Origin of the sequence: Promicromonospora vindobonensis (genome assembly GCF_042685865.1) — a bacterium.
GTDB classification, from domain to species: domain Bacteria; phylum Actinomycetota; class Actinomycetes; order Actinomycetales; family Cellulomonadaceae; genus Promicromonospora; species Promicromonospora vindobonensis.
The window spans coordinates 3263239-3289112 of the sequence record NZ_JBHUOG010000002.1 but is presented as its reverse complement, the minus strand read 5'-3'; the positions used below and the strand labels follow the sequence as shown (position 1 = coordinate 3289112).

26 protein-coding genes, 3 tRNA genes and 1 riboswitch are annotated in these 25874 nt (G+C 70.3%); of the genes, 20 read left to right on the top strand and 9 right to left on the bottom strand.

The features are described 5' to 3' along the window. Nucleotides 1–11: 11 nt before the first annotated feature. The 7 genes from ACFS27_RS27955 to ACFS27_RS27925 all read left to right on the top strand — a co-directional run bounded on the left by ACFS27_RS27955 (nucleotide 12) and on the right by ACFS27_RS27925 (nucleotide 5466). Nucleotides 12–653 (top strand): hypothetical protein, encoded by a 642-nt coding sequence (locus ACFS27_RS27955; protein ID WP_377190425.1) that lies wholly within the window; start codon nucleotides 12–14, stop codon nucleotides 651–653. Then, complete coding sequence (locus ACFS27_RS27950; protein ID WP_377190423.1) at nucleotides 650–1327, top strand: hypothetical protein; 678 nt, start codon at nucleotides 650–652, stop codon at nucleotides 1325–1327. The genes ACFS27_RS27955 and ACFS27_RS27950 overlap by 4 nt, the downstream gene beginning before the upstream one ends. After that, on the top strand, nucleotides 1324–1641 hold the full coding sequence (locus tag ACFS27_RS27945; protein ID WP_377190421.1) for a hypothetical protein: 318 nt from the start codon (nucleotides 1324–1326) through the stop codon (nucleotides 1639–1641). The genes ACFS27_RS27950 and ACFS27_RS27945 overlap by 4 nt, the downstream gene beginning before the upstream one ends. After that, nucleotides 1638–2228, top strand: a complete 591-nt coding sequence (locus tag ACFS27_RS27940) for a hypothetical protein (RefSeq protein WP_377190419.1) — start codon at nucleotides 1638–1640, stop codon at nucleotides 2226–2228. Before ACFS27_RS27945 ends, ACFS27_RS27940 begins: the two co-directional genes overlap by 4 nt. Before the next feature lie 119 nt (nucleotides 2229–2347). After that, nucleotides 2348–3748: an FAD-dependent oxidoreductase gene (locus ACFS27_RS27935; protein WP_377190417.1), complete on the top strand. Its 1401-nt coding sequence runs from the start codon at nucleotides 2348–2350 to the stop codon at nucleotides 3746–3748. A gap of 139 nt (nucleotides 3749–3887) precedes the next feature. Beyond that, nucleotides 3888–4826 (top strand): zinc metalloprotease HtpX, encoded by a 939-nt coding sequence (gene htpX, locus ACFS27_RS27930; protein WP_377191207.1) that lies wholly within the window; start codon nucleotides 3888–3890, stop codon nucleotides 4824–4826. 145 nt (nucleotides 4827–4971) lie between these two features. Further along, nucleotides 4972–5466, top strand: a complete 495-nt coding sequence (locus tag ACFS27_RS27925) for a YajQ family cyclic di-GMP-binding protein (RefSeq protein ID WP_377190415.1) — start codon at nucleotides 4972–4974, stop codon at nucleotides 5464–5466. 20 nt (nucleotides 5467–5486) lie between these two features. Here the strand turns inward: ACFS27_RS27925 and ACFS27_RS27920 are convergent, their stop codons facing one another. After that, on the bottom strand, nucleotides 5487–6431 hold the full coding sequence (locus ACFS27_RS27920) for a MerR family transcriptional regulator (protein WP_377190413.1): 945 nt from the start codon (nucleotides 6429–6431) through the stop codon (nucleotides 5487–5489). Nucleotides 6432–6843: 412 nt separating this feature from the next. Here ACFS27_RS27920 and ACFS27_RS27915 point away from each other — a divergent pair, with 412 nt between their 5' ends. After that, nucleotides 6844–7725, top strand: coding sequence for an SDR family NAD(P)-dependent oxidoreductase (locus ACFS27_RS27915; RefSeq protein WP_377190411.1), 882 nt, complete (start codon nucleotides 6844–6846; stop codon nucleotides 7723–7725). A gap of 62 nt (nucleotides 7726–7787) precedes the next feature. Here the strand turns inward: ACFS27_RS27915 and ACFS27_RS27910 are convergent, their stop codons facing one another. Then, complete coding sequence (locus ACFS27_RS27910; RefSeq protein ID WP_377190410.1) at nucleotides 7788–8126, bottom strand: HAD hydrolase-like protein; 339 nt, start codon at nucleotides 8124–8126, stop codon at nucleotides 7788–7790. Nucleotides 8127–8129: 3 nt separating this feature from the next. Continuing rightward, entirely contained in the window at nucleotides 8130–9629 is a 1500-nt protein-coding gene (locus ACFS27_RS27905) for an MFS transporter (protein WP_377190408.1), read from the bottom strand. Nucleotides 9630–9730: 101 nt separating this feature from the next. On the opposite strand from ACFS27_RS27905, the gene ACFS27_RS27900 reads away from it, so the two are divergent. Both ACFS27_RS27900 and ACFS27_RS27895 read left to right on the top strand, forming a co-directional pair. Beyond that, a complete protein-coding gene (locus ACFS27_RS27900; RefSeq protein ID WP_377190406.1) occupies nucleotides 9731–10351 on the top strand; it encodes a TetR/AcrR family transcriptional regulator in 621 nt (206 codons plus the stop codon). Between the two features lie 4 nt (nucleotides 10352–10355). Further along, entirely contained in the window at nucleotides 10356–11099 is a 744-nt protein-coding gene (locus ACFS27_RS27895) for a sulfite exporter TauE/SafE family protein (RefSeq protein ID WP_377190404.1), read from the top strand. Nucleotides 11100–11131: 32 nt separating this feature from the next. On the opposite strand, the gene ACFS27_RS27890 is transcribed toward ACFS27_RS27895, so the two are convergent. Then, on the bottom strand, nucleotides 11132–12304 hold the full coding sequence (locus ACFS27_RS27890; RefSeq protein ID WP_377190403.1) for a DUF418 domain-containing protein: 1173 nt from the start codon (nucleotides 12302–12304) through the stop codon (nucleotides 11132–11134). Further along, on the bottom strand, nucleotides 12301–12582 hold the full coding sequence (locus ACFS27_RS27885; protein WP_377190401.1) for an AbrB/MazE/SpoVT family DNA-binding domain-containing protein: 282 nt from the start codon (nucleotides 12580–12582) through the stop codon (nucleotides 12301–12303). The genes ACFS27_RS27890 and ACFS27_RS27885 overlap by 4 nt, the downstream gene beginning before the upstream one ends. Nucleotides 12583–12758: 176 nt before the next feature. Between ACFS27_RS27885 and ACFS27_RS27880 the strand changes: the two genes are divergently transcribed. Next, nucleotides 12759–13622 carry an HAD family hydrolase gene (locus tag ACFS27_RS27880; RefSeq protein WP_377190399.1) on the top strand — a complete coding sequence of 288 codons (864 nt, stop codon included), beginning with the start codon at nucleotides 12759–12761 and terminating at the stop codon, nucleotides 13620–13622. Between the two features lie 67 nt (nucleotides 13623–13689). Here ACFS27_RS27880 and ACFS27_RS27875 read toward each other — a convergent pair whose 3' ends face one another. Continuing rightward, entirely contained in the window at nucleotides 13690–14628 is a 939-nt protein-coding gene (locus ACFS27_RS27875) for a sigma-70 family RNA polymerase sigma factor (protein ID WP_377190397.1), read from the bottom strand. Nucleotides 14629–14759: 131 nt separating this feature from the next. Then, nucleotides 14760–15656 (bottom strand): EamA family transporter RarD, encoded by an 897-nt coding sequence (rarD, locus tag ACFS27_RS27870; RefSeq protein WP_377190395.1) that lies wholly within the window; start codon nucleotides 15654–15656, stop codon nucleotides 14760–14762. Between the two features lie 126 nt (nucleotides 15657–15782). Between rarD and ACFS27_RS27865 the strand changes: the two genes are divergently transcribed. The 7 genes from ACFS27_RS27865 to ACFS27_RS27835 all read left to right on the top strand — a co-directional run bounded on the left by ACFS27_RS27865 (nucleotide 15783) and on the right by ACFS27_RS27835 (nucleotide 19795). Further along, nucleotides 15783–15864, top strand: a tRNA-Tyr gene (locus tag ACFS27_RS27865). Nucleotides 15865–16022: 158 nt separating this feature from the next. Beyond that, nucleotides 16023–16095, top strand: a tRNA-Thr gene (locus ACFS27_RS27860). A gap of 87 nt (nucleotides 16096–16182) precedes the next feature. After that, nucleotides 16183–16259: transfer RNA gene (locus ACFS27_RS27855), tRNA-Met, on the top strand. A gap of 83 nt (nucleotides 16260–16342) precedes the next feature. Further along, nucleotides 16343–16513, top strand: coding sequence for a 50S ribosomal protein L33 (gene rpmG / locus ACFS27_RS27850; protein WP_013837798.1), 171 nt, complete (start codon nucleotides 16343–16345; stop codon nucleotides 16511–16513). 25 nt (nucleotides 16514–16538) lie between these two features. Continuing rightward, complete coding sequence (locus ACFS27_RS27845; RefSeq protein WP_377190393.1) at nucleotides 16539–17024, top strand: FAS1-like dehydratase domain-containing protein; 486 nt, start codon at nucleotides 16539–16541, stop codon at nucleotides 17022–17024. Further along, nucleotides 17021–17443, top strand: a complete 423-nt coding sequence (locus ACFS27_RS27840; protein WP_377190391.1) for a MaoC/PaaZ C-terminal domain-containing protein — start codon at nucleotides 17021–17023, stop codon at nucleotides 17441–17443. Before ACFS27_RS27845 ends, ACFS27_RS27840 begins: the two co-directional genes overlap by 4 nt. A 150-nt stretch (nucleotides 17444–17593) precedes the next feature. Continuing rightward, nucleotides 17594–19795 carry an N-acetylmuramoyl-L-alanine amidase gene (locus tag ACFS27_RS27835; protein ID WP_377190389.1) on the top strand — a complete coding sequence of 734 codons (2202 nt, stop codon included), beginning with the start codon at nucleotides 17594–17596 and terminating at the stop codon, nucleotides 19793–19795. A 115-nt stretch (nucleotides 19796–19910) separates the two neighbouring features. Here ACFS27_RS27835 and ACFS27_RS27830 read toward each other — a convergent pair whose 3' ends face one another. Further along, nucleotides 19911–21302, bottom strand: coding sequence for a C39 family peptidase (locus ACFS27_RS27830; RefSeq protein ID WP_377190387.1), 1392 nt, complete (start codon nucleotides 21300–21302; stop codon nucleotides 19911–19913). Nucleotides 21303–21387: 85 nt separating this feature from the next. Further along, a riboswitch (TPP riboswitch) is annotated at nucleotides 21388–21493 on the top strand. Here ACFS27_RS27830 and thiC point away from each other — a divergent pair. Continuing rightward, the gene (gene thiC, locus ACFS27_RS27825) at nucleotides 21488–23260 is read left to right on the top strand and encodes a phosphomethylpyrimidine synthase ThiC (protein WP_377190385.1); all 1773 of its coding nucleotides are present in this window, start codon (nucleotides 21488–21490) and stop codon (nucleotides 23258–23260) included. It overlaps the preceding riboswitch by 6 nt. A gap of 78 nt (nucleotides 23261–23338) precedes the next feature. On the opposite strand, the gene ACFS27_RS27820 is transcribed toward thiC, so the two are convergent. Beyond that, entirely contained in the window at nucleotides 23339–24481 is a 1143-nt protein-coding gene (locus tag ACFS27_RS27820) for a LacI family DNA-binding transcriptional regulator (RefSeq protein ID WP_377190384.1), read from the bottom strand. A gap of 111 nt (nucleotides 24482–24592) precedes the next feature. Here ACFS27_RS27820 and ACFS27_RS27815 point away from each other — a divergent pair, with 111 nt between their 5' ends. Then, nucleotides 24593–25837, top strand: a complete 1245-nt coding sequence (locus ACFS27_RS27815) for an MFS transporter (protein ID WP_377190382.1) — start codon at nucleotides 24593–24595, stop codon at nucleotides 25835–25837. Nucleotides 25838–25874: the final 37 nt, after the last annotated feature.

The following is a 25874-nucleotide window of genomic DNA, read 5'->3' as shown; positions in this document are numbered from 1 at the left end:
GAGAGCAGACGATGGAGCAACAGGCCGCGCAGTGGCGTCCGTGGGACGAGGACCAGGTCTTCACGTTCACGGAGCCCGAGGACTGGATCTTCTGGGTGGCAGGCATGGGCGGCGAGGGTGCGGAGGAGATTGCCGCGACCCGTGAGTGGGGCGTGGACAACGCGGCGGTGATCGGCGCCATCCGCACCATGGACCAGGACGCTGTCGAGGCCGCTGACGACAATGCGTGGGGAGCCGGCGTCTGGTTCCCCGCTGCGCACGGGCACGAAGCCCGCGCCGGCGTGCTGATCAAGACGTTCCCCGACCGAGGCGATTCCAAGAAGGCGTACCGGAAGTTCCGGAAGCAGGCCGCGCGTGTGCCGCAGCTGCCTGGCGTGACGATCAGCTCGTACGACGTCGGCGAGGGCGAAGTGGACTTCGGCCGCTTCATCGAACAGGTCATCGACACGGTCAATGACGCGGGTGAGGTCCACCTGCACTGGTACTTCACCCTCTTCAGCGGGGCCAGGGACGAGGTGGTGCGGCTCGAGTTCCAGAGTCTGTACGGACACCTGGTGGACGAGATCGAGGACGAGATCACCGGGCTGATCGAGCACGCCCACTACGGGGTCAAGCCCGGGTCCGCCCTGTCGAAGGAACTGGGGCTGGAGTGAGCCTGGAGATGCGCGACACCGAGGCCGGCGTGGAGATCGAGCCCGACGAAGAACCGACCGACCTCAAGGCTGCCGCCGCGGCTGCCTTCCGCGAGGCGGCTACGTCCTGGACGTTCGTGTACCCGCGCGGGTGGTGGACGGTCCCGCTCGCGGACCCTGAGCGGATCGACGAGGCGGTGCGCAAGATCGTCGTCGACCGTCTGGGCCGACGGGACGACCGCGCCCGCGCGAGGCGCGAGGCGCGGGAGCACCTCGCCCAGGCCGCGCACGGTGCCGCCGACGACGGAGGGCTCAGCCTGGCCGTCTTCAGCATGGACGTCGGCGACGTCGCGATCACCGGCACCATGGCCGTGTTCCCGTACGCGGTGACCGAGGGGGACCGGGACGAGCTGATGGCGAGCATCACCGGTTCGCTGTCGGGGGCCGACGTCGACCGGCAGACGCTCGACGACGGGTGGGTGCTGCGGGCCGTCCGGCAGACCGAGATCACGCGGACCGACGCCGAGGGCAACCCGGAGCTTCCCGAGCTCAGGGCCGACTACTGGACAGAGCGCCGTGGTCTCGACAAGATCCTCCAGGTGTCATTCACCACGCCGTTCGTCCCGCTTCGCGAAGCGATGCTCGAGCTCTTCGACTCGATAGTCCTGTCGCTGCACCCGGTGGTGCGTGGATGATCGCCGCAACGCCCGAGATGCCGTCGGACGACCCCGGGGCACTGCTCGTCGTCACCGGCATCGTCGCGGCCCTGGCTGCGTGCTTCTTCGCCTTCTGGGTGCTCGGCGGCTACCGCTTCTTCATCGGCAGGGTCGAGGACCTCGAGAACCCGTGGGACCTGGTGCGACGTTCCGTACCCGTCCTGCTCGTGCTGCTGGTGACGACGGGGCTGTTCCTCGGCGCCTACTGGCTGGACGACCGTGAGCGCGACGCAGCCTGGGACCGGTACGACGACCAGCTGAACCAGCAGGAAGAGACCGTGGAGGCACCATGAGTGCGAACGCCCGCAAGAAGCTCTGGATCGGCGCCCTGATCGTCTTCGCCCTCGTCTCGGTGGTGCGGCTCGTCCTCACCGTCCAGCGCGACGGCCTCGGCGATGCCACCCTGTGGATAGCGCTCGTCGTGGTGCTGGCGATCTGCGGCGTCACGGTCGCCGTCATGCTCGGCCGGTCGGCGGGCGTGGCCTCGAACGCCCGGCAGAACCGGCCGGACGTCGTCGTCGTCCCGGTGTACTCGACGGCGGAGGCTGCCGACGAGGCCGCCACGTATGCCCACCCGAGGCCCGGCCTGATGGCCATGGGCGGCAGCCCCATGGCCCTCGTGGTCACCGGCACCGAGATCGAGGTCTGGGCGGGTCGCCGCAGCACCGCGCCCAGCTGGACCCTGCGCCGGTCCGCGGACGCCGCTGTGGTGCAGGCGGTCTACGGGACCCGGTCGGTGGATGCTCTGAGCCTGTCGGACGGCAGTGCGTCCGTGACCGTCGTCCCGGCGTACAGCCCCTTGCGGGCCATGGGCGGCAGCAGCAAGGAGGACCTGCGGCGTGCGGTCGCGGAGGTCGGTGCTGCGGGATCCAGAGGGTGACGATCCCGCACGCGCGGTGTGAAACGTGAGACGCCCGGTGAGGCGATCCTTACCCTGTCGGTAGAATCAGGACCGGCCTTCGCTTCCCTCCTGACCTCGACCCGGAAGGCGCCCCTTTCGTGAGCACCACCCGACCCCTGCGCGTCGCCGTCGTCGGCGCCGGCCCTGCCGGCATCTACGCGAGCGACATCCTGTCCAAGACCGACCTCGACGTCAGCATCGACCTGTTCGAGCGCCTTCCCGCGCCGTTCGGTCTGGTGCGGTACGGCGTGGCCCCGGACCACCCGCGCATCAAGCAGATCATCGTCGCGCTCCACCGGGTGCTGAGCCGCGGAGACATCCGCCTGCTGGCCAACGTGGACTACGGCGTGGACGTGAAGCTCGAGGACCTGCGCCAGTTCTACGACGCGGTGATCTTCTCCACCGGCTCCATCAAGGACGCCGAGCTGGACATCCCGGGTATCGACCTCGACGGCTCCTACGGTGCCGCGGACTTCGTGTCCTGGTACGACGGCCACCCGGACGTGCCGCGCACCTGGCCGCTGGAGGCGGAGCAGGTGGCGGTGATCGGTGCCGGCAACGTCGCCCTGGACGTGGCCCGCATCCTCGCCAAGCACGCGGACGACCTGCTGCCCACCGAGGTCCCGGCCAACGTGTACGAGATCCTGAAGTCCTCTCCGGTCACGGACGTGCACGTGTTCGCACGCCGCGGCCCGGCGCAGGTCAAGTTCTCGCCGCTGGAGCTGCGCGAGCTGGGCCACGTGCCGGACGTCGACGTCGTCGTCTACCCGGAGGACTTCGACTTCGACGAGGGCTCCGAGGCGGCCATCAACTCGTCGAACCAGACCAAGCAGGTCGTGAAAACCCTGGTGGACTGGACGCTGAAGGACCCGGCGCAGAACACGGCGTCACGCAGGCTGCACCTGCACTTCCTGAACGCCCCGGCCGAGGTGCTCGGCGAGAACGGCAAGGTGGTCGGCTTCCGCACGGAGCGCACCGCGCTGCAGGGTGACGGCACCAGCAAGGGCACCGGCGAGTTCATCGACTGGCCGGTCCAGGCCGTCTACCGCGCCGTGGGCTACTTCGGCTCGGCGCTGCCGGAGATCCCGTACGACGACGTCAAGGGCGTCATCACCAACCGCGAGGGCCGGGTCGTCGACATCGACGGCAACCAGGTCCCCGGCGTCTACGCGACGGGCTGGATCAAGCGCGGACCGGTGGGCCTCATCGGCCACACCAAGTCCGACGCCTCGGAGACGGTGCGCCACCTCGTCGAGGACGTCACCGGAGTGGGCGACGGCGAGGCTCCCGGCGACCTGGACGGCGGGCGGACCGCCACCCACGGTGCACCGGAGGCCGTCACCGAGTTCCTCGCGGGCAAGGGCGTCGAGTACATCGAGTGGTCCGGCTGGGAGCTCCTGGACGCGCACGAGCGGGCGCTCGGCGAGGCAGAGGGCCGTGAACGGGTCAAGGTAGTGCCGCGTGCGGAGATGATCTCGATCAGCAGGCCGCAGGCCTGACCGGTCCGGTCATGGCGTGCAGACGGCGTGAGTCCCGTACGGGGCTCACGCCGTTTTCATGCGCGCGACGCAGTGCGAGATCATGCTCGTGGGAACCGCCGCCCGGCGCGGCGCGTTCGGCTGGGAGGAAAGGAGTGCGATGCACAGGCACTACAACGGGCTGAAGACAGCCGCGCTGTTCGGCGGTATGTGGGTCGTGATCTTCGGGATCTGGGCCCTCCTCGGGCGCAGTTCCAGCATGCTCTGGATCTTCGTGCTCATCGGGCTGGGCACGACGGCCTACGGCTACTGGAACTCCGACAAGCTGGCGATCCGAGCGATGCGGGCATATCCCGTCACGGAGCTGCAGGCGCCGGAGATGCACCGCATCGTGCGGGAGCTGTCGACGGCGGCGCGCCAGCCGATGCCCCGGCTGTACATCTCGCCGACCAAGGCGCCCAACGCGTTCGCAACGGGCCGTAACCCGAAGAACGCTGCGGTCTGCTGCACGGAGGGCATTCTCCAGCTGCTGAACGAGCGCGAGCTGCGTGGCGTGCTCGGGCACGAGCTCATGCACGTCTACAACCGCGACATCCTCACGTCGTCGGTCGCGTCCGCGATGGCGGGGCTCATCACGGCGCTGGCGCAGTTCCTGCTCTTCTTCGGCGGCGGTGACCGCCGTGAGGGCGGCAACCCGCTCGCAGCGCTCGCCATGGCGTTCCTGGCCCCGGTGGCCGCGATGCTGATCCAGATGGCGATCTCGCGCACGCGTGAGTACGACGCTGACGAGGACGGAGCCCGCCTCACGGGTGACCCGCTGGCACTGGCCTCCGCGCTGGGCAAGCTGGAGCAGGGCACGCAGCGCGCACCGCTGCCCCAGGACCGCGAGCTCACCAACGTGTCCCACGTGATGATCGCGAACCCGTTCCGAGGGGCCGGGATCGGGCGCCTGTTCGCCACGCACCCGCCGATGAAGGACCGGATCCGCCGCCTCGAGACGATGGCCGGCGGACCGTCGGACGGCTACGGCCCCGGCTGGTCCGGCGGGCCGACGCCGGGCCCGGACGCGCCGCCCTGGGGCACACCGCCGCGGTACTGAGCCGCGCGGCTCCCGGGGGTCGCCGCCGACACGGGTCGGTGACCTGCACCATCCGTTCGTCCCTCACCCGCAGTGCCCGATACGGTGGTGCCGAATCCCACTGGACGTGCAGGGGCGTCCGGGTGTTACGCAGAAGGAGCACGACATGGCCGACTCGTCGTTCGACATCGTCAGCAAGGTCGACCGCCAGGAGGTCGACAACGCGCTGAACCAGGCGGGGAAAGAGATCTCGCAGCGGTACGACTTCAAGAACGTCGGTGCTTCGATCGCCTGGAGCGGCGAGAGCATCGTGATCGTCGCCAACTCGTCGGAGCGCGTGCTCGCCGCCCTCGACGTGTTCGAGATCAAGCTGATCAAGCGCGGCATCTCGCTCAAGGCGCTCGACGTCGGTGAGCGCGAGCCCAAGCCCTCGGGCAAGGAGTACCGCCTCGCGGCCACCCTCAAGGAGGGCCTGGCGGGGGAGTCCGCGAAGAAGGTCACCAAGATCATCCGTGAAGAGGGCCCCAAGGGCGTGAAGACACAGATCACCGGTGACGAGGTGCGCGTGACCAGCAAGTCGCGCGACCAGCTGCAGGAGGTGATGGCCCTGCTGAAGGGCTCGGACCTGGACTTCGCCCTCCAGTTCACGAACTACCGCTGACGCCTCACCCGTTCGGTCTGTCAGGAGGCCACCGAGAGCTCCCCGGCCAGCTGTATGCAGCGCAGGCGGGCAGGGGAGAAGTCGTAGGGCATCTTTCCGGTGGCCTCGAATGCGCTCATTGTTCCTTGCTCCCTACCGGAGCTTCGGCCGGCCTCGTCCGTCCCCTCGTCAGTGGTAGGGGGGTGCAAGGCCTCCCAGGAGTCGAAGAGCGCATCGTCGTCCTGAGCCAGGCCGGAGTCCTCGATGACGGCTTCGAGCGCCTTCTCGAAGGCGTGCCGTTGGGCAGCCACCTGTGCCACGCGAGGGTCATCGACAGCAACCGTGTCATCGAGTGCCTCCTCGGCGGCATCGACACGGTCGGATTCCTCCCGCAGATCCGGGTGGGTGGCCAGGGCGATGTAGCGAGTGGCGTTGACGGCCGCACCGAGCGGGCCGAAGATCCGCTCGATGACCAGCATGTTGTCCAGGTCTGCCTGGCGTAGGGAGCCCTCGGGCAGGCTCTTGAGGCGGCTGGTGACGAAGTCGGACAGCAGGCCCATCCTGCTGCCCTCGGTGCGCATGCGCTGCACCGCAGTCCGCTGTCGCCGCAGCTCTGCTTCCTGGGCGCCGAGGGTTTCCTCCACCCGTTCCAGGATGTCCGCGATGTCGTGGTCGCCGTCGCCGTCGCCGTCGCCCCCGGCACCGGCAGAAGCCGTGTCGGCGAAGGCGGCACGGATATCGTCCAGGGCGATCCCGGCGTCGGCCATCTTGCGGATCCACAGCAGCCGGATCATGTCTTCGTATCCGTAGCGGCGGCGGTCGTCACCGCCCCGCTCGGGCTCGGGGAGCAGGCCGATCTCGTGATAGTGACGGATCGCCCGCGGTGTGGTGCCGACGAAGGCCGCCGCGTCACCGATCTTGACCCGGCGCGGCGGGATGAAGGACGAATACATGAGCGGGGAGTCTTCCTCAGTGGGGCGCGACATGAGTCCACGGGACCACATGCCGCTACGGAAGGTGCAACTCAGGCACTCCGGCACTCCGGCACTCCGGCGTATACGGCGGCCGCCCGTTCGGTCTGTCAGGGCCGGTCGAGCAGGAGGTCCTAGCTCCGCGCGAGCCGGAGGGCCTTCTCGGTGAAGTAGCCCACTTCGCCGTCGGTAGGTTCAGTCGCCGGAACGGTCCGGCAGGAGCTGAGCCGCAAGTGATCGTGCCGTGGCAGTGAGTGTGGCCGTGTCCAACCCGGTCCGACCCATGAACACGATCCCTTGTTGCGCGGCCAGAAGGGCACGCGCCAGTGCGATCGGATCGGCTTCGGCCGGCAGGTCGCGCTCGCGTTGGGCGCGCGCGATGCGGTCCCCGATCAGCGCGGTGGGCCGTCTCCTAGGTGCGATGGGCGTGGGCGAGAACTTCCGGACCGGCGTTGCCAAGCTCGCAGGCGCTGTTGGCCACCCATTCTTGACTGTCCGGTCCACCATCCTTATTGTGGACCAGACGGTCAAGAACTCCACCAAGCAGGGAAGCGGGAAGCTCATGGGAAAGCTGGACAACAAGGTGGCGATCGTGACGGGCGGGTCGCGGGGGATCGGGGCGGCGTCGGCGCTGGCGCTGGCTGACGAGGGGGCCGACGTCGCGATCAGCTACTCGTCCTCGGCGGATCAGGCCAAGGCCATGGTCGCCGACCTGGAGGCGAAGGGAGTGCGTGCGGCGGCCTTCCAGGCAGACCAGTCGGACGCAGCGCAGGCGGCGGGCCTGATCCACAGGGTGGTCGATCAGTTCGGAAAGCTGGACGTTCTGGTCAACAATGCGGGTGTCACCGTCGCTGGTCCGATCGACGGCGAGCTCGCCGACGAGTCTGCCTTCGACCGCCAGCTCGCGATCAACTACACCAGCGTGGTGGCCGCTATCCGGGCAGCTTTCCCGCTGCTGCCCGATGGTGGGCGGATCGTCAGTATCAGCTCGGGTGTGGGGACGCGGGTGGGCTTTCCCGGGATGGCCGACTACGCGGGTGGCAAGTCAGCCCTCGAGGGCTACAGCAGGGGTGCGGCCCGCGATCTGGCCCACCGGGGCATCACGGTCAACGTCATCCAGTCCGGGTTCATCGACACCGAGATGAACCCCGCCGACAGCCCGGCCGCCTCCATGTTTCTTCCGACAACGGCGATGGGGCGCTATGGCAGGCCGGAGGAGATCGCCGCGGGTGTTGTCTTCCTCGCCAGCCCGCAGGCGTCCTACGTCACCGGCGCAGTGCTGAGGATCGACGGGGGGTACGGCGCGTAACGCGACCGAGTGTTGGCCGACGAGCGGTTGCCGGGGACTCCGGTGGCCGCCCGTTCGGCCTATCAGGAACTCACTGCCCTCCGCACGGCGCTGACAACGGCCGCGGCGTCGGTGAGGTCGGGCAGGACCGTCGACGCGCCCGCCGCGGTCAACGCAGCGGCGTCCACGCCACCGGTCAGCACCGCGACCACCTTGGCCCCACCGCGGGTCCCGGCGTGGACGTCGTTGATCGTGTCCCCGATCAGGACCGTGTTGGACGCATCGAAGGCGACGCCGTGCTTCGCGCGTGCACGCGCCTGGGCGATCGCGACCAGGTCCGGGCGCTGCCGAGCGTCGAACCCGAGCCCTCCGCAGTCCCAGTCGAGCCCCTCGTCAAGGCCGAACATCGCCAGCTTCAGCATGGCTCAGCCGACCGCCACCGGCTCGGCCACTCGTTCCGCCGGAACCTGGGGCGTGCTCGTGAGCGACAGGCCGTCGCCGCGGCGGCGGAAGAGCAGCGCCGACAGCACCGCACCCAGGGCGAAGAAGCCCGCGCCCCACCAGTACGCGGTCGAGTAACCGGTGATCGCGGCCTGGGCACCCACCGCCTCGGTCAGGGGCGCGTTGGCCACGAGGTAGTCGGCCGCGGCGGTGGCGGCAAGGGTGTTGAGCAGAGCGGTGCCGATCGAGCCGCCGACCTGCTGGCTCGTGTTCACCATCGCCGATGCGACGCCGGCGAACTGCCGGTCGACACCGAGCGTGGCGGTCTGCATCGATGCGGGCATGATCGTGCCCATCGCGAAGCCGATGATCATCAGTGGTGCGAGGACGTCCGGAGCGAACGAGCTCGAGGCGTCGAGGAACGTGAGGCCGACCATGCCGGCCGCGCCGAGCGTCATGCCCACCGGCACCATGAGCTTGGGGCCGAACCGGGGGACGAGCAGGTTGGTGCCGAGCTGCGCGGCGAGCACGAGCATCCCGATCATGGGCAGGAACGAGAGACCCGTCTGGATCGGTGAGTACCCCAGCGTGAGCTGCAGGTAGTAGGTGACGAAGAGGAAGACGCCGAACATTCCGGCACCTGCGATGAGCACCGAGATGTAGGCGGCGCCCCGGTTCCGGTCGAGGACGATCGAGAGCGGCAGGAGCGGGTGCGTCGCTCGCGCCTGCCAGGCGACGAACGCGGTGAGCAGTATGGCGGCGCCGGCCAGCATGCCCCAGGTCAGCGGGGACTCCCAGCCGCCGGTCTCGGCGTTCGAGAAGCCGTACACGAGGCCGAAGAGCGCGCCGGACACGAGCAGGGTGCCCGGGACGTCCAGCTTCGGCCGCGGGCCGGTCTGGCTGACGCGTGGGATGAGGACGAGCGCGCCGACAAGGGCGACCGCGGCGATGAAGACGTTGATGTACAGGTTCCAGCGCCAGTCGAGTGCCTCGGTCAGGACCCCGCCGAGGAGCAGCCCGACGGCGCCGCCTGCGCCGGCGATCGCACCGAAGACGCCGAAGGCTCGGGCGCGCTCCTTCGGGATGGTGAACGTCGTGGTCAGCACCGCGAGAGCGGTGGGAGCGAGCAGTGCGCCGAACACGCCCTGCAGTGCGCGGGCGGCGACGAGGAGCTCGAACGAGCCGGCAGCGCCGCCGAGCGCGGAGGCGACGGCGAACCCGATGAGGCCGATGACGAACGTGCGCTTGCGGCCGATCAGGTCGGAGAGGCGCCCGCCGAGCAGGAGCAGGCTGGCGAAGGCGAGGGAGTAGGCAGTGATGACCCACTGGCGCTGCCCGTCCGAGAAGCCGAGGTCGGCCTGGGCGGACGGGAGCGCGATGTTCACGACTGTCGCGTCGAGCACGACCATGAGCTGGGCGAGCCCGACCACGACGAGCGTGATCCAGCGACGGCGGTCGGTCGCGGGTGTTGCGGTATCGGACATGCGCTCACCATATACGGAACTGAAGAGTTCCGGATATGGCTGGTTCAATAATTAACCCGACGGTAAGGTCAGGGATGGACAGAGGGAGGAGGGCGACTGCGATGACGCAGACCGAGCAGGCCGAGGCGAGGCCCCGGCTCGGGCGCAAGCGGGACCACACCCGCGACCCCGAGATCCTGGACGCCGCGCTCGACGTGCTGGCGGAGACCGGCTACGACGGGATGACCATCGACCTCGTCGCGTCGCGGGCTAAGGCGGGAAAGGCGACCGTCTATCGCCGGTGGTCGTCCAAGGCGGACCTGGTGCTCGACGCCGTCGCGTGGATGAAGGGCAGCGACCCGGACCTTGACAGCCTGCCGGACACGGGCACGCTGCGCGGGGACCTGGTCGCCATGGTCAGGCCGCCGAGCATCCGCGACAGCGAGCGCAAGCTCAACGTGATGGCCGGGATCGTCTCCATGATCGCGCGCAACCCCGAGCTGGCCGCCGCAGCGCACGAGGCGCTGGTCGAGCCGCGCGCTGCCGTCAACCGGGTCTTCTTCCAGCGGGCGATCGACCGCGGAGAGGTCCGCGCGGACCTCGACGTCGAGAAGCTCTGCATGGTCGGCCCCGCGATGGTCGCGTACCGCACGCTCATGCTGCGCATCCCCGTCGACCGGGAGTTCCTGATCGCCAACATCGACGAGATCATCCTGCCGGCCGCTGGGCTTCGGGCCGCCTGACCCGGTGCACCTCGACGGCGGGCTCCTCCTCAGCGCTCTCTTCGGTCTGATCTTCGTGAGCGCGGTCCTGCAGTCGCTGTCCGGTTTCGGGTTCGCCCTGTTGAGCGCCCCGGTGCTCGCCGCGACCGTCGGCGGCGCGGAGGCCGTGTCGACGATCATCATCACCGGCACCGTGTGCGACGTGGCGATCCTTGCGATGCGGCGCAGCGTGCCACGACCCGTCGGTCGTGAGGTGTCGGCGCTGGCCGGCTGGTCGGTCCCGGGGATGCTGGTCGGTGCCTGGCTCCTTGGCGCTCTGCCCGCGACCGGGCTGCAGATCTTCGTCGCCTGCGTGGTCCTCGGTGCGGTGGTCCTGCGGCTGCGCTCGCGGGAGCGCGGCGTGGTCGTGCGGCCCGCCTGGGCCGTACCTGCCGGAATCCTGTCGGGCGCGCTGAGCACCTCGACGTCACTCGGCGGCCCGCCGAGCGTCTACTACCTGGTCCACCGGGACCTGGCGCCGCACGCCATGCGCGACACCCTCGTGACCGTCTCGCTGGTGCGTCTGCCGCTGAGCATCGCTGCGCTGGTGCTCGCGGGGACGTGGGAGACCTATGAGCACTGGCTTCCCCTCGTCGGTGCGGCGTTGCTGGGGCAGCTCGTGGGCGCACGGGCATTCCACGCGTTCGGCAGCGCACGCTACGAGCGCGTGGTGCTCGGCCTGCTCGTGACATCGGCCCTCGTGTCGGTGGGGGCCCTGGTCGTGGGCTGACCCCGGTCTCGACCGCCGGTCTCGGGCCAGCGCTAGGCCGTACTCGCTCGCGGGTACGACAGCCGGCGCAGCAGGATCTCCGCCGGGCCGCGGTACCCGCCCTTGCGCATCAGGTCGGCGATGATCACAGAGACCACCCAGGTGGCGATCGCGACGGCCGTGGCACCCGCGAGCCCTGTCCGGTTCTCCAGCCCCAGGCCGAAGGGTGCGAAGACCGCTACCCACACCACGGTCTGGAAGAGGTACATGCTCATCGACCGCTGACCGAGCGCCTGGATCGCGGTCGTGAACCGGCCGGGACGGTCGGTCACGGCGAGAGAGACCAGCGCGATGAACCCGGCCAGTGCGATCCCGCCCGCATAACCGGTGAGCGGCTGGGCGACCGAGGCGACCAGGACGGTCACCGGGTTCCCGTTCGACCACGTGCCGAGCTCGACCAGCACGGCCGGGAGCGCGCCGAGGGCGGACACCACCGTCGCGACGGTCGAGAACCGCCAGAGCAGGGCGCGGTGGTTCTCCGGCTCGTCCAGGACGCGCCGTCGCGCTACCCACATCCCGAGCACGACACCGGGGATGACCAGCAGGATGCCGATGACCAGCCCGTACGGCCAGCCTGTCGCCCGGTCGACCAGCGCCTCGGTCCAGCTCCGGTCGCCGGTGGCCACGCTGCCAACGGTGTAGCTCGAGACGCCCTGCGACAGCGGCAGCCACATGCCGACCGCGGCGGCGGCCGTCGCCGGAATCAGCGTCAGCCCGGCCACCCGGAGCAGGGTGGCGTCCTTGGCCCGCAGCAGCCCGACGAGCAGCAGCCCGGCGATCCCGTACGGCGCCAGGATGTCGAGCGGCGTGAAGAGGAGCACGTGGACACAGCCGATGGCGACGAGCCACCAGCCTCGTCGCCGCACCAGCCTGCGCACGTCGGTCCAGCTCGCCCCGCGGCTCTGCCGCCGGTGCATCATCTGCACCAGCGCATAGCCGAAGAGGAAGGCGAACAGCGGCCGCGCATGGTTGTGCACGAAGATCAGGTGGAAGACCTTCGTGACCTCGTTGGCCAGCTCGGGCCCGCGGTCGATCGCGGACACGAACAGCGGGGCGTGCGCGAACGCGATGAAGAGCAGCATCCCGCCCCGTGCCAGGTCAGGTGCCAACGCTCTGCGAGCCGACGGCGTCGGCGTGGTCGCCGCTGACGTGCCGGCGACGGTCATGGCTTCCCCGCTGGGTCAGCGTCGTCGTCGGCGTGCTGCCGGATCATCTCCAGCAGTGACGAGGACCCCTGCAGGTTGCGCATCAGGGTCTCGATGGTCATCAGTGCGAGGCCTTGTTCCGGGTCGGCGAGCACCAGGAGCTTGTCGCCCGCTCCGATCCCGAGGTCGCGCCGCGCCTGGGCCGGGATGGCGATCTGCCCGCGCTCGCTCACCGTCACGGCACCGTAGAAGCCTCGGCCGCCCGGGCCGTACTGGGTTGGATCCTTGTCGCCGGACATCAGTTGCCTCCGAGGTCTTGGTTTCCCGTGTTTACACGTTACACCATGTAAATCATGTGATCTGGCGCATGCGGTCCTCCGCGCTGTGCCGGTTGCCGCATATCGTGTGGGTATGCGCCTACACAGGACGTGGTCAAGATGAGCGCCGCCCCCTTCGTCAACCCCTGGACACAGCAGTGACCGGCCTGCCGCGCGTGATCGCCACCGACCTCGACGGCACGCTGCTCCGCAGCGACGGCAAGGTCTCCGACCGCACCCGGCAGGTGCTCGCGGACGTGGACGCGGCGGGCGTCGAGGTGGTCTTCGTGACCGCCCGCCCACCGCGCTGGCTCACGCACCTCGCCGACACCGTCGGCGGGCACGGCCGCGTCATCTGCATCGGCGGGGCGTGCGTGCTCGACCTCGCCTCGGGCGAGACGCTCGACACCTGCGGATTCGACGACGACGCCGTGCGCGCGGTCGTGACCGGCATCCGTGCAGAGCTGCCGCACGCCGCACTCGCCTTCGAGCGGCCCGACGGCGTCGCGTTCGACCCGACCTACCCGAACCGGGAGCCGGCGCTGGACCCCGGTCTGTGGTCGGTACCGGTCGAGGACACGCTCGGCGTGGCCGGACCTGTGTCGAAGATCCTTGCGCTCGATCCCGCGTACATCCCACCACCGGGCATCATCCTCGACCCGCCCGAAGAGATCCGGCTCGCGCAGGAGCGGTTCTTCGCGGCCGTCCGCGGCGCCGTCGGGCCGCACGCGCAGCTCGCGTACTCGGGCGCCGTCGGCCTGGCCGAGCTCATGCCGCTCGGCGTCGACAAGGCCGCCGCGCTGGCCCGCTGGTGCACGCGGCTCGGGGTCGACGCCTCCGAGGTCTGGGCCTTCGGCGACATGCCCAACGACCTACCCATGCTCACCTGGGCCGGCCGGGGGATCGCCGTGGCGAACGCCCACCGCGACGTGCTGGCCTCGGCGGACGCCGTGGTCGGGCACCACGACGCCGACGGCGTCGCGGAGGAGCTGGCCAAGGCGCTCGCGGAGGCGGGTGTCTGAACCAAGGCCCCGCCGCGCTACGGGTCGCGGAGCGGGCTCGCTCTGCCGTCGGGTGGATGTCCGCTGGTCACGAGGGGCCGAGCAGCACCACGTGCATGCCGGCGACAGCGTCCGGGTCGGCGGTCAGGTCGATGGCGGCGACCCGTCCGTCGTGCACGACCACCGAGAACACGAAGCGCGGGATACCGCCCGGCGCCCCGGCGAACCCGACCAGACCGTCGATGAGCGCAGGCACGGCCAGCTTCGCCCGACCGCGGAACGCCTCCGCCACCGCGGCGGCGCCACGAATCTCCCGGGCCAGCAGAGGCGCACCGCGGTCGGCGTTGGCGGCGGCCGAGTCGACGGCGGACTGGTCCGCCCGCAGCACCACCTCCGGCGCGAGCAGGGCGAGGAGCTCAGCGAGGTCGCCCGTACGGGAGGCCTCGAGGAACGCCTCGACCACCTGCCGGTCGGTCCGCGTCTCGGCGGGGGACCGGGCGCCGTCGTCGGCCCGCGCCACCGCGGCCCCGGACTGCACCCGCCGGCGTCCGCGGCTCGCGAGCTGGCGTGCCGCCGGGACCGAACGCCCCAGCACGGGCGCGATCTGCTCGTAGGGCACCGCGAACAGGTCGTGCAGTACGAACGCCAGGCGCTCGGCGGGGTCGAGGCTCTCCAGCACCACCTGCATGGCCAGCCCGACGATGTCGGCGAGCTCGGCCTGCCGTGCGGGATCGGGGGAGTCCTCGTCGAGGATCTCCGGCGCGGTGTCGTCCGGCAGACCGGTCGGGAGCGGGTCCTCGCGGCGCGTCGACCGGGAGCGGAGCATGTCGAGGCAGATCCGGCCCGTGACCGTCGTCAGCCAGGCGGCGAGGTTGTCGATGCCCGCTTCGCCGGTGCGGTTCAGGCGTAGCCAGGTCTCCTGCAGCGCGTCGTCGGCGTCGTCGGGGTTGCCGAGCATCCGGTAGGCCACGGCGCGCAGGCGCGGACGGTGCTGTTCGAAGGCGATGGCGAGCTCGTCGGGGGTCATCGGTCACATCCTCGTTCTCGGGAGCGTCAACGGTGTGACGGCGCGCAGGGCGCGGATGTGACGGGCCAGGTCCTCACCCGACCACCGGGCACGGGCGGTCGACGCCCGGTTCACCGGCTGCCGAGGCCGTACTAACGGATCCGTGGCGTCTTTCTGGACTGGTGGATGCCGTCGGTGGTGAGCAGCACGAGCGCCACCCAGATCAGGATGAAGCCGACCCAGCGCGCTGCCGGCATGTGCTCCCCGAAGATCAGCAGTCCTACCAGGAACTGCAGGGCGGGGGTGAGGTACTGGAGCATGCCGACCACGGAGAGCGGCAGGCGGCGTGCGGCGGCGCCGAACAAGAGCAGCGGTAGCGCCGTCACCACGCCCGACGCCATCAGCAGGACGGAGTGTCCTGCACCGTGCCCGGTGAACGTCCCCGAGCTGCCGAGCCAGACGAGGTAGGCGACGGCGAACGGGGTGGCGACCACGGTCTCGACCGCCAGGCCGGGCAGCGCCTGGACGGTGCGACCCACCCGGTTCTTCACGAGCCCGTACATGCCGAAGGAGAGCGCGAGGCACAGCGAGATCCAGGGCAGCCCACCCAGTCCCGTGGACAGCACGACCACCGACGCGGCGCCGAAGGCGATGGCCAGCCACTGCACCGGACGCAACCGCTCACGCAGGATCAGCACGCCGAGGAGCACGGTGATGACGGGGTTGATGAAGTAGCCGAGGGCGGCGTCGAGCACCCGGTCGGTGAGGACGGCGTACACGTACACCACCCAGTTGATGACGATCAGGACCGCAGCAGTGGCGAGCGTGCCGAGTATCCGCGGCGAGCGCAGGGCATCGCGGAAGGCGCCGAGCTGCCGCATGACGGCGAGGGCGATCAGGCAGAACGCGAGGCTCCACACGACCCGGTTGGCGACGATCTCGATGGCGCCCGCCGGCTCGAGCAGCGGGAAGAACAGGGGCATCGCGCCCCAGAGCATGAAAGCGCTGATCCCGAGCGGCAGCCCCCAGCGATCGTGGTGTTGTGTCACGGCGTCACGATAGGACTCGTGACGTCGCACCAGCCCCGGCAGGCCCTGTGGGGCTCGTCACCAGGCCGGCCCGTGATTTCGATTTCTCGCGGGGGCCCGGAGGGCGCTATGGTTGGGCACGTTCACGGCTGGTTGCCCGAGCGGCCAAAGGGATCTGACTGTAAATCAGACGGCTCAGCCTACGTGGGTTCGAATCCCTCACCAGCCACGTGACGGACGGGGTGTCATCCATGCGGATGGCGCCCCGTTCTTGTTCCCCTCGGGGGTGCTGTGGATGCCCGTCCGGGTGCCGGTGACTGACGCGGCGTACTTCACACCCGATTCGATTTCACGCCAGGCCGGAGGGCATGTAGAGTCTTCCTCGCCGCCCCGATAGCTCAGTCGGCAGAGCGTCTCCATGGTAAGGAGAAGGTCAAGGGTTCGATTCCCTTTCGGGGCTCTGTGATCGACGCGGGGTCGTCCGTCCTGTCTCATCGGCTCGCTGGTGGGACAATAACGGCGGACGGTCTCGCGTTCAGTCACGCGCGGCGGGGTAGCTCAGCTGGTCAGAGCGCACGACTCATAATCGTGAGGTCGCGGGTTCGAGCCCCGCCCTCGCTACCAAGCAAGTACATCCGTCCGACGTTACTGCCGGACGACGAGAAGACACATGGCGCCTCTCCCATCGAGGCGCGGAGGTGAGAGCCATGGCAAGCAAGAGTGCGGATGTCCGCCCGAAGATCACGCTCGCATGCGTGGACTGCAAGGAGCGGAACTACATCACGAAGAAGAACCGTCGTAACGACCCTGACCGCCTGGAGCTGGCGAAGTTCTGCCCGCGCTGTGGCAAGCACACGTCGCACCGCGAGACTCGCTGAGTCTCGATAGCAAGCTCACACCGACGTGGCGAACGCTGACTTCGAGGGCCGGGTCTACCCGGCCGACGCTCCCTACTCCGTAGGCCGCGAGAAGATCCGCGAGTTCGCCAGTGCCGTCGGTGCCACGCACCCCGCGCACCACGATCTCGTGGCGGCGCGGGGTCTTGGCTATCCGGACCTGGTCGCCCCGCCCACGTTCGCCGTGGTCGTGGCCCAGCGTGCCGAGTCGCAGTACATCAGCGACCCGGCCGCCGACATCGACTTCTCGCGCGTGGTCCACGCGGACGAGCGCTTCACGCACCACCGCCCCATCGTCGCCGGCGACGAGCTCACGACGGTGCTGCACGTGGACCGGATCGTCTCCCGCGGGGCCATCAGCATGGTGACCACGCGCTGCGAGATCTATGCGATGCCGGAGAACGTCGAGGTGCCGTCCTCCGAGGGGGACGCTCTCGGTGAGCCGGTCGCCACCGTCACGTCCACGCTCGCGATCCGAGGTGAGGACGCATGAGCCGCCCTGACATCGCAGACCTCGCCGTCGGCGACGTGATCGGTACGCGCACGGTCACCTTCGACCGCGCGGCGCTCGTCCGCTACGCCGGCGCGAGCGGCGACTTCAACCCGATCCACTGGAACGACAAGGTCGCGGAGGGCGCCGGCCTGCCCGGTGTCATCGCGCACGGCATGCTGACCATGGGCACCGTCGTGGGCCTGGCGGCCGAGTGGGCGGGCGACCCGGGCGCCGTCGTCGACTACCAGGCGCGGTTCACCAAGCCCGTCGAGGTGCCCAACCCTGGCACCGCATCGATCGAGGTCACGGGCACGATCGGCGTCATCGACGTCGAGGCGGGAACGGTGCGCGTGGACCTCGCCGTCACGGTAGACGGCGCAAAGGTCCTTGGCCGCACCCAGGTGCTCGTCCGCCTCTGATCACATCGGTCCCGGGTTTTTGGCCCGGGACCCTTCTCATGCACGCCCGGATCGGGTGTGATTCTCTCGTCCACGTTTGTACGGAGTCGACGAGAGGATCTCCGCGTGACGTCACGACGGCGCAGCACAGCCTTGGCCACAGCGGCCGGGGTGCTTCTTCCACTCATTCCCCTCTCGGCGGCCGATGCGGCCCCGGCGGCCACCGACGACGGTGTTGTCGTCTGCGCCTCCGTCCTCGCCGCCGGTTCGCTCGACGAGGCATTCTCGGCTGCCGCCGACGTCACCGGGGTGCCTGCGGACCTGCTCAAGGCGGTGTCCTACATGGAGTCGCGCTGGGACCAGCACGCGGGCCAGGTCAGCGCCGACGGCGGCTACGGGGTGTTCAACCTCGAGGGCGCTGCGGGGCTCGGCCATGCGCACGGCGACGGGCTTCCGCTGTCCGCCGTCACCGACAAGGAGGGCCCTGCGCGCGAGGGCACCCGGGAGCTCGCCCGGGCAGCGACGCTCACGGGGCTCGACGAGGTCAGCCTGAAGTCCGACGCTCAGGCCAACGTCTGCGGTGGAGCGGCCCTGCTCGCGTCGTACCAGGCACAGGCAGTGCGGGACGGCGCGGTCGACGCCGACGCGGCTACGACGGCGGAGACCCTGGCCGCGTGGGAGGACGCCGTGTCCCGGATGAGCGACGTCGAGGGTTTCGCTACACAGGTGTACCAAACCCTCCGTGAAGGTGCCGGCACCACGACCCCCGCGGACGGAGCGGTCGTCCTGACCGGCAACCGCGACGTCGTCGTGCCGCGTGCCGCGAGCACGAGCGACCCGGAGGCGGACTGCCCGGAGGACCTGGGCTGCGAGTGGCTGCCCGCCCCGTACGAGAAGGCCTCGCCGGACCTGCCGGACGGCACCGGTGACTACGGCAACCACGACCAGGCCGACCGCACCGGCGCGGGTGGGCCGTCGCTCGACTACATCCTGATCCACGACACCGAGACGGCCTACCAGCCGACGGTCAACCTCGTGCAGGACCCGACCTACCTGGCCTGGAACTACACGCTGCGGTCCTCGGACGGGCACGTCGCGAACCACCTCGACCCGGCCGACGTCGGCTGGCACGCGGGCAACTGGTTCCTGAACATGCACTCGATCGGCCTGGAGCACGAGGGCTGGGCGGGCACCGGTGCCTGGTACACGGAGTCGATGTACCAGTCGTCGGCGGCGCTGGTGCGCCACCTCGCGGAAGAGCACGACATCCCGCTGGACCGGGCGCACGTCATTGGGCACGACCAGGTGCCCGGCATCCTGCCCGGGTACACCAAGAACGTGCACTGGGACCCGGGCCCGTACTGGGACTGGGACCACTACTTCGAGCTGCTCGGCGCCCCCATCGGTGGCGACCTGGAGGCGACGACCAGCGTCGAGCAGGGCGACGTCGTCGAGGTGCGGACCGGGTACGCCGACAACCCGAACACGGTGACGGGCTGCGAGGCGGCGTCCCCGGGCTCGGGCGCCTGCGTGGAGGGGGCCGGCACGAACTTCCGCTACCTGCACCAGTCGCCGTCCGACGACGCGCCGCTGGCGAAGGACCCGGGCTGGAAGCCGGACGGGTCGAACGGGACCACGTACGCGAGCGACGTGAGCGCGCGCGTGCAGTCGGGGCACAAGCTGGTCGTCGACCGGGTCGAGGGTGACTGGCTCGGCGTGTGGTGGGCCGGGTCGCTCGCGTGGCTGCACAACCCGGCCGACCGGCCGGTCGTGGTGCCCGCGACGGCGCAGACCGTCACCGTCGCGGGCGATGCCCCGGCGCCGGTCTTCGGGCGGGCCTATCCGGAGGCGGCCGCCTACGAGGACCACCCTGGCGTCCCGGTGCAACCGGTCACGCCGATCGAGTACGAGGTCGGCGTGGAGCAGACGTACGCGGTGGCCGACGACGACGTGGCATCCGACTACTACCGGGCTACGACGTTCGACGGCTCCGGGCCGGGCGACCGCACGGTGGTGCGCGGCGACGACGTCTACTACCAGGTGTGGCTGGCGCACCGGCACGTGTTCGTCAACGCCGACGACGTCGAGCTGCACGACCCGGTGGTGGCCGACGTGTCCGGGCCGGTCATCGAGGGGCGGGCAAAACCCGGGAAGATCCTGACCGCCGACGCAGGCACGTACCTCCCGGCCGACGTCGACGTCAGCTACCGGTGGCTGCGCGACGGCGAGCCGCTGCCCTGGGCGACCGGCCCTCGGTACCTGGTGACCGGCCACGACCGGGGCGCTGAGCTCACGGTGCAGGTGACGGTCTCCGCGGAGGGCTACACGACGGCGTCGTACACCTCGGAACCACGGGAGGTCCCGGGCCGATAGAGCGGTCGCGGGGGCGACGGTACGCACGCGGGGTGCGTTGCGCTCAGTAGAGCTTGTCTACTCTGTGCAACGCATCCCGCGTGCTAACTGTCCTTCCCTGTCGGCCGGAGGCCGGTTACCAGTTCGGGGTGACCCCCGGCAGGTTGTGGGGGAGCTTCACGTCGTGCGGGTGGTAGACGTACGTGATGCCGTCGGTCGACGTCTGCCACACACGCTCGAAGTTCTCCCGTGTGTACACGGAGCGCACCGCCTCGTTGCTGGCCTTGTTCGGGTCGTTGATGATCGGGTCGCCGTCGGCGGTGAACCCGACGAGCGTGACGATGTGCCCGTTGGTGCCGTAGCCGGCCTCCGGCATCTCCTCCTCCTCGAAGTTGATCGAGAGGATGAGCGGGATGCCTGCCTCGATGAACCGCTCGGCCTCCGCGAGGGACCGCAGCCGGGTCACGAAGGACTCCAGCCCGAACGTGTTCGCGTAGGCGGCGTTGAACGGCCAGTTGCCCGCGCCCTCGTACGCGTAGTCCCACGTCCGCATGGCGGCGTAGTCGACCTGCGGGTCACCGTTCGGCGCCTCGATGCCCTCCAGCTCCTCCGCCGGGACCTCGAGGCCGTAGGAGTAGATCACCATCGTCGACGACGTCGGCGAGCACCACACCTGTCCGCCGCCCCCGAACTCCGGGTACTCGCCGCGGTGGATGTTCTGGCTGAACTGCGGCACGTCGAGCGCCAGCTCACCTCCGAGCGTGAAGTCGCTGGTGCCCGTGTAGTGCGCGTCGGGCAGGTACTCGTTGGTCATGGTGCTCACCGAGTCGAGCCGAGGGGAGACCCGGGTGCCCTCTGGCCGGTACAACGTGGCCCGGGTCTGGAACGCGTCCGGCTCGTGGCCCGACTTCGCGACGTAGGTGTCCGTGAACAGGTACGCGTCCGCGTCGGTCTGGCCGTTCACGGACGTGCGGTGGATGTCGCCGACGCTGCCGTCGGCCGGCGCGAACTCGGTGCCCGACGCCCAGCGGCTCATCACGAACCACTTGGTCCAGGTCCCGTCGGCCTTGCGGCCCCGGAACTCGATCTCGACCCACGTGCCCGTGGGGGTGTGTGCGTTCCACGAGCTCACGGACTCGTCGATCAGGTATCCGGCCTCGACGACCGGCGACGTCCACCGGCCGGTCTCGTAGGTGACGGGCGTGCCGTCACCGAACGGGTCGGTGTACTCGACGGTGTCGCCGGTACCGCGCAGCACGAGCCCGCCCTTGGCGCCCGGCCGCAGGTTCGACGACTTTCCCTCGCGCAGCTCGCGGTACCCGTCCCATGCGGTCAGCGTGATCTGGTTGTCCGACGCCGCCGTGCCCGCCTCGGGCTCGCCCGCCGCCGGCAACGCACTCGCCACGATCCCTGCTTGCACCACGAACGCTCCCGTCGCTGCCAGCGCGAACGCCCTTGTCCGCAGCTTTCCTCGAATCGACATGCCTGCCTCCATGTCCTGGGCCCACTTCTGGGTGGAGCGAGCCATGGGGCTTCTTTATCACCAGCGGCCCCCGTTTGGCTCCGAAAGAGACCCGCCGATCGTAGGCAACCCTGAGGTGCTAACGTCATCGGCGATCCCACGGGTGCCTCGCGCAGGGGCTGAGATCGGGCTGGACGGCCCGGGACCGTTGAACCTGTCCGGTTAACACCGGCGTAGGAAGCAGGAGTCTGATGATGGAGAACACCCAGTCCCGCACGCTCGCGTACGACCACGAGCACGACGGCGGGGACAGCACACCGCACGACGACACCGGCCTGCGGGTGCCGGTCACCGAGATCGCCCTGGCGCCGTCGCCCGACGGCACCCCGAACGAGCCCGTGCGGGTCTACCGCACCCAGGGGCCCGGTTCCGACCCGGTGCGCGGGCTCGCACCGGCCCGAGAACCCTGGGTCGTGGCGCGAGGAGACACGCAGGAGTACGACGGACGCCGCAGGGACCTGACGGACGACGGAAGGGGCGCCGTCCGCCGGGGCGCCGCCTCGCAGGAGTGGCAGGGCGAACGACGTCGTCCGCGCCGGGCTCTCCCCGGCCGGACCGTCACCCAGATGCACTACGCACGCCAGGGCGTGATCACGCCGGAGATGCGGTTCGTCGCGGTGCGCGAGGGCTGCGACGTCGAGCTGGTGCGCAGCGAGGTCGCCGCGGGCCGGGCGATCATCCCGAACAACGTGAACCACCCGGAGTCCGAGCCGATGATCATCGGCAAGGCGTTCCTCGTGAAGGTCAACGCGAACATCGGCAACTCGGCCGTCCACAGCTCTATCGCGGAGGAGGTGGAAAAGCTCGAGTGGGCCACCAAGTGGGGCGCCGACACGGTCATGGACCTGTCCACCGGTGACGACATCCACACCACCCGCGAGTGGCTCCTGCGAAACTCTCCGGTGCCCATCGGCACGGTGCCGATCTACCAGGCCCTCGAGAAGGTGAACGGTGACGCGAGCGCGCTGACCTGGGAGGTCTACCGCGACACGGTGATCGAGCAGTGCGAGCAGGGCGTCGACTACATGACCGTGCACGCCGGCGTGCTGCTGCGCTACGTGCCGCTCACCGCGGACCGGGTCACCGGCATCGTCTCGCGCGGCGGGTCGATCCTGGCGGGCTGGTGCCTGGCGCACCACCAGGAGAACTTTCTCTACACCCACTTCGACGAGCTCTGCGAGATCTTCGCGGCCTACGACGTGGCGTTCTCCCTGGGCGACGGCCTGCGCCCGGGGTCGCTCGCCGACGCGAACGACACGGCGCAGTTCGCCGAGCTCGACACCCTCGCGGAGCTCACGAAGCGGGCGTGGGCGTACGACGTCCAGGTGATGGTCGAGGGGCCGGGACACGTCCCGTTCCACCTGGTACGGGAGAACGTCGAGCGGCAGCAGGAGCTCTGCGACGGCGCGCCGTTCTACACGCTCGGTCCGCTGGTGACCGACATCGCGCCCGGGTACGACCACATCACCTCGGCCATCGGTGCCACGGAGATCGCCCGGTATGGCACCGCGATGCTCTGCTACGTCACGCCGAAGGAGCACCTCGGGCTGCCGGACCGCGACGACGTGCGCACCGGCGTCGTGACCTACAAGATCGCCGCGCACGCGGCCGACGTCGCCAAGGGACACACCGGCGCCCGCGACCGGGACGACGCCCTGTCCAAGGCCCGCTTCGAGTTCCGCTGGCGTGACCAGTTCAACCTCTCGCTCGACCCGGAGCTCGCCGAGGCCTTCCACGACGAGACGCTCCCGGCCGAGGCCGCGAAGACCGCGCACTTCTGCTCGATGTGCGGGCCCAAGTTCTGCTCGATGCGGATCTCGCAGGACATCCGCGACGAGTTCGGCGGCGCGCAGGCCCAGGCGGCGCTCGCGGACACGGCGGCGGAGGGCATGGCCCAGAAGTCGGCGGAGTTCCGCGCCGCGGGGGCCGAGGTCTACCTCCCGGCCCCCACCCTCCGCCCCTGACCCAGGCCACCACCGACCCCTCGTTGAGTGCGGGCCATGTGCGGGATCAGCAGGCGCAGATCCGCACATGGCCCGCCCTCAACGGAGGGGGTCGGGCAGAGCGCTCAGATCGGGGACCGGGCCGGTGGTCGTGCCCTCGACCAGGCTCACCGGAAGCACCACCGACTCCGGGTCCTCACCGGCGAGCAGCGCGATGACGGCCAGACCGAGCGCCCGGCCCTTCTCGACGAGGGGCTGGTGCACGCTGGTCAGCAGGTCGGGGGAGAGCCACGGCAGGTCGAGCCCGTCGAACCCGGCCACGGACACGTCCTCGGGCACGCGCAGCCCGAGCTCGCGGGCGGCGATCACGGCGCCGGCGGCGAGCAGGTCGGAGTGGGCGATGATTGCCGTCGGGCGGTCGCGCGCCGGCGCCCACTCGGACAGGATCTCGGTGGCGGCGTCGCGCCCGTGCTCCACGAGCGAGGCGGGCGTCTCCCACGACATGACCGGCTCGATGACGTCCCGCACACCGGCCAGCCGGTTGCGGGTGGGCGTGCGCTCCGCGGCGGCGAGCCGGTCGGCGTCGACCAGCCCCGAGCGCTCGTCCCGGCCGAACGGCAGCGCGATCTCCGCGATCCGCGTGTGCCCGAGCTCGACCAGGTGCCGCACCGCCTCCGCGGCGCCCCTGCGGTCGTCGACGCTGACCACGGGGACGCCGGAGACGTGCTGGCCCTCGCCGATCACCACGGGGACCCCCCGGCGCTGGAGGGCGGCGAGGTTCGGGTCGTCCTTCAGGGTTCCCCACACGAGCACTGCCACGTCCATGGCGGCGGCCTCGACCAGCGGGTCGACGGCGGGCGGCAGCCCTGCCTCGGCGGCGAGCCCGACGGACTGGGCGGTGGCGCCCTGCGGCATGCCGGGGACGAGCAGCACGCCGAGCCCCTGCTCGCCGATCGCGGAGACCAGGCCGTGCAGCACCTGGGTGGAGACAGGGTCCCGGAACGACCGGCCCAGCTGGTCGCCGATCACCACGCCGACGATCCCGGAGCGCCCTGACCGGAGCTGCCGGCCCAAGGGGTTCGGACCGGAGTACTCGAGCTCGCGGGCTGCGGCGAGCACCTTCTCCCGGGTCTCTGGCGTGATGGGCCCCGCGCCGGAGAACGCGAGCGACGCGGTGGAGACGGAGACACCTGCCAGCTCGGCGACCTTCGCGAGGGTCGGTCGTACGGTCTGGCGGCTCATCGCGGGTTCCTTCTCTCGATCGGGCACCGGTGGTGCAGGACCCAGGAATCTGCTGGGCTGATCCCAGATTGTGGCCTACGGTCGGGAGATTCAATCGCACCAAGGAGTTCCGTGCCTACTGCACACGCCGCCGCTCGCGCGGTCTTTGTCGTCTTTGCTGCCAGTGGGTTCGCGTTCGCGAGCTGGGCATCGCGCCTTCCGGCGGTCCGCGACGGCCTGTCCTTCTCCGAGCAGGAGATGGGTCTGCTGCTGCTGACGGGCTCCATCGGCTCGGTCGCCGCCATCCCGCTCTCCGGCCTGGTCGCCGAGCGGTTCGGTACTGCTCGAACGGTCGTCGCCTTCGCGAGCCTCCTGGTGGTGGGGCTCGCCGTAGCCGGGTACGGCGTCGTGACGGACGAGCACCTGGCGGTACGGCTCGGTCTGATCCTGTTCGGCGTGGGGGCCGGGGTCTGGGACGCTGCGATGAACCTCGAGGGCGCCGCCGTGGAGCAGCGGCTCGGCCGTGCCGTCATGCCGGTGTTCCACGCCGGGTTCTCGTTCGGCACCGTGGTCGGTGCCGGCATCGGCGCTCTGGTGGCCACGATGGGTGTCCCGGTCGTCTGGCACATCGTGGCGGCCGGGGTGGTGGCCCTCGTGTCGGTGCTCATCGCCGTCCGCTACTTCTCGCCGAGCGTGGTCTCCGCCGCCGTGCCCCACGGCGCGCCCGTCGGTGAGGCGGGCAGCGCGGACGGGGCCGACCCGGGAGCCGTGACACCGCCGACGTCGGGCCTCGCGGGGCTGGTCGCCGCCTGGCGTGAGCCGCGCACGCTCGCGATCGGGCTCGTCGTCCTCGCCGCGGCCCTCACGGAGGGCGTCGCCAACGACTGGGTCAGCCTCGCTGTCGTGGACGGGTTCGGCACGTCCGACGGGATGGGCGCCGTGGGCCTCGCCATCTTCCTCACCGCCATGACGACGGCCCGCCTCGCCGGGACACGGGCCATCGACCGGTTCGGGCGGGTGCCGGTGCTCGTCCTGTCCGCGCTGCTGGCCTTCGTCGGGGTGCTGACGTTCTCGCTGGTCCCGGTCCTGTGGGTGGCCCTGGTCGGGGTCGGCCTGTGGGGCCTCGGGGCGGCGATGGGCTTCCCGATGGGGATGAGCGCCGCGTCCGACGAGCCGCGGCGTGCCGCCATGCGGGTGGCCGCGGTCTCGACCATCGCGTACACGGCGTTCTTCGTGGGCCCGCCGCTGATCGGGTTCGTCGCCCACACGACGGGCTACCGCCTGGCCGTGCTGGTGCTGCTGATCCCGATGGTGCTGGGGCTGCTCGTGGCTCGCTCCGTGCGGCCGCTCCCGACCGCCGCCGGTGTGAAGAGGTAGTGCAGGGCGGCGCGGAACGCGGGCGCCCAACGACTGG

Coding starts and splice junctions, on each gene's coding strand:
- htpX (WP_377191207.1), top strand. CDS start 3,888: ATGCACAGGCACTACAACGGGCTGAAGACAGCCGCGCTGTTCGGCGGT.
- ACFS27_RS27885 (WP_377190401.1), bottom strand. CDS start 12,582: ATGTCCGGCGACAAGGATCCAACCCAGTACGGCCCGGGCGGCCGAGGC.
- ACFS27_RS27940 (WP_377190419.1), top strand. CDS start 1,638: ATGAGTGCGAACGCCCGCAAGAAGCTCTGGATCGGCGCCCTGATCGTC.
- ACFS27_RS27905 (WP_377190408.1), bottom strand. CDS start 9,629: ATGTCCGATACCGCAACACCCGCGACCGACCGCCGTCGCTGGATCACG.
- ACFS27_RS27910 (WP_377190410.1), bottom strand. CDS start 8,126: ATGCTGAAGCTGGCGATGTTCGGCCTTGACGAGGGGCTCGACTGGGAC.
- ACFS27_RS27920 (WP_377190413.1), bottom strand. CDS start 6,431: ATGTCGCGCCCCACTGAGGAAGACTCCCCGCTCATGTATTCGTCCTTC.
- rpmG (WP_013837798.1), top strand. CDS start 16,343: ATGGCAAGCAAGAGTGCGGATGTCCGCCCGAAGATCACGCTCGCATGC.
- thiC (WP_377190385.1), top strand. CDS start 21,488: ATGATGGAGAACACCCAGTCCCGCACGCTCGCGTACGACCACGAGCAC.
- ACFS27_RS27900 (WP_377190406.1), top strand. CDS start 9,731: ATGACGCAGACCGAGCAGGCCGAGGCGAGGCCCCGGCTCGGGCGCAAG.
- ACFS27_RS27945 (WP_377190421.1), top strand. CDS start 1,324: ATGATCGCCGCAACGCCCGAGATGCCGTCGGACGACCCCGGGGCACTG.
- ACFS27_RS27925 (WP_377190415.1), top strand. CDS start 4,972: ATGGCCGACTCGTCGTTCGACATCGTCAGCAAGGTCGACCGCCAGGAG.
- ACFS27_RS27875 (WP_377190397.1), bottom strand. CDS start 14,628: ATGACCCCCGACGAGCTCGCCATCGCCTTCGAACAGCACCGTCCGCGC.
- ACFS27_RS27830 (WP_377190387.1), bottom strand. CDS start 21,302: ATGGCTCGCTCCACCCAGAAGTGGGCCCAGGACATGGAGGCAGGCATG.
- ACFS27_RS27955 (WP_377190425.1), top strand. CDS start 12: ATGGAGCAACAGGCCGCGCAGTGGCGTCCGTGGGACGAGGACCAGGTC.
- ACFS27_RS27890 (WP_377190403.1), bottom strand. CDS start 12,304: ATGACCGTCGCCGGCACGTCAGCGGCGACCACGCCGACGCCGTCGGCT.
- ACFS27_RS27840 (WP_377190391.1), top strand. CDS start 17,021: ATGAGCCGCCCTGACATCGCAGACCTCGCCGTCGGCGACGTGATCGGT.
- ACFS27_RS27820 (WP_377190384.1), bottom strand. CDS start 24,481: ATGAGCCGCCAGACCGTACGACCGACCCTCGCGAAGGTCGCCGAGCTG.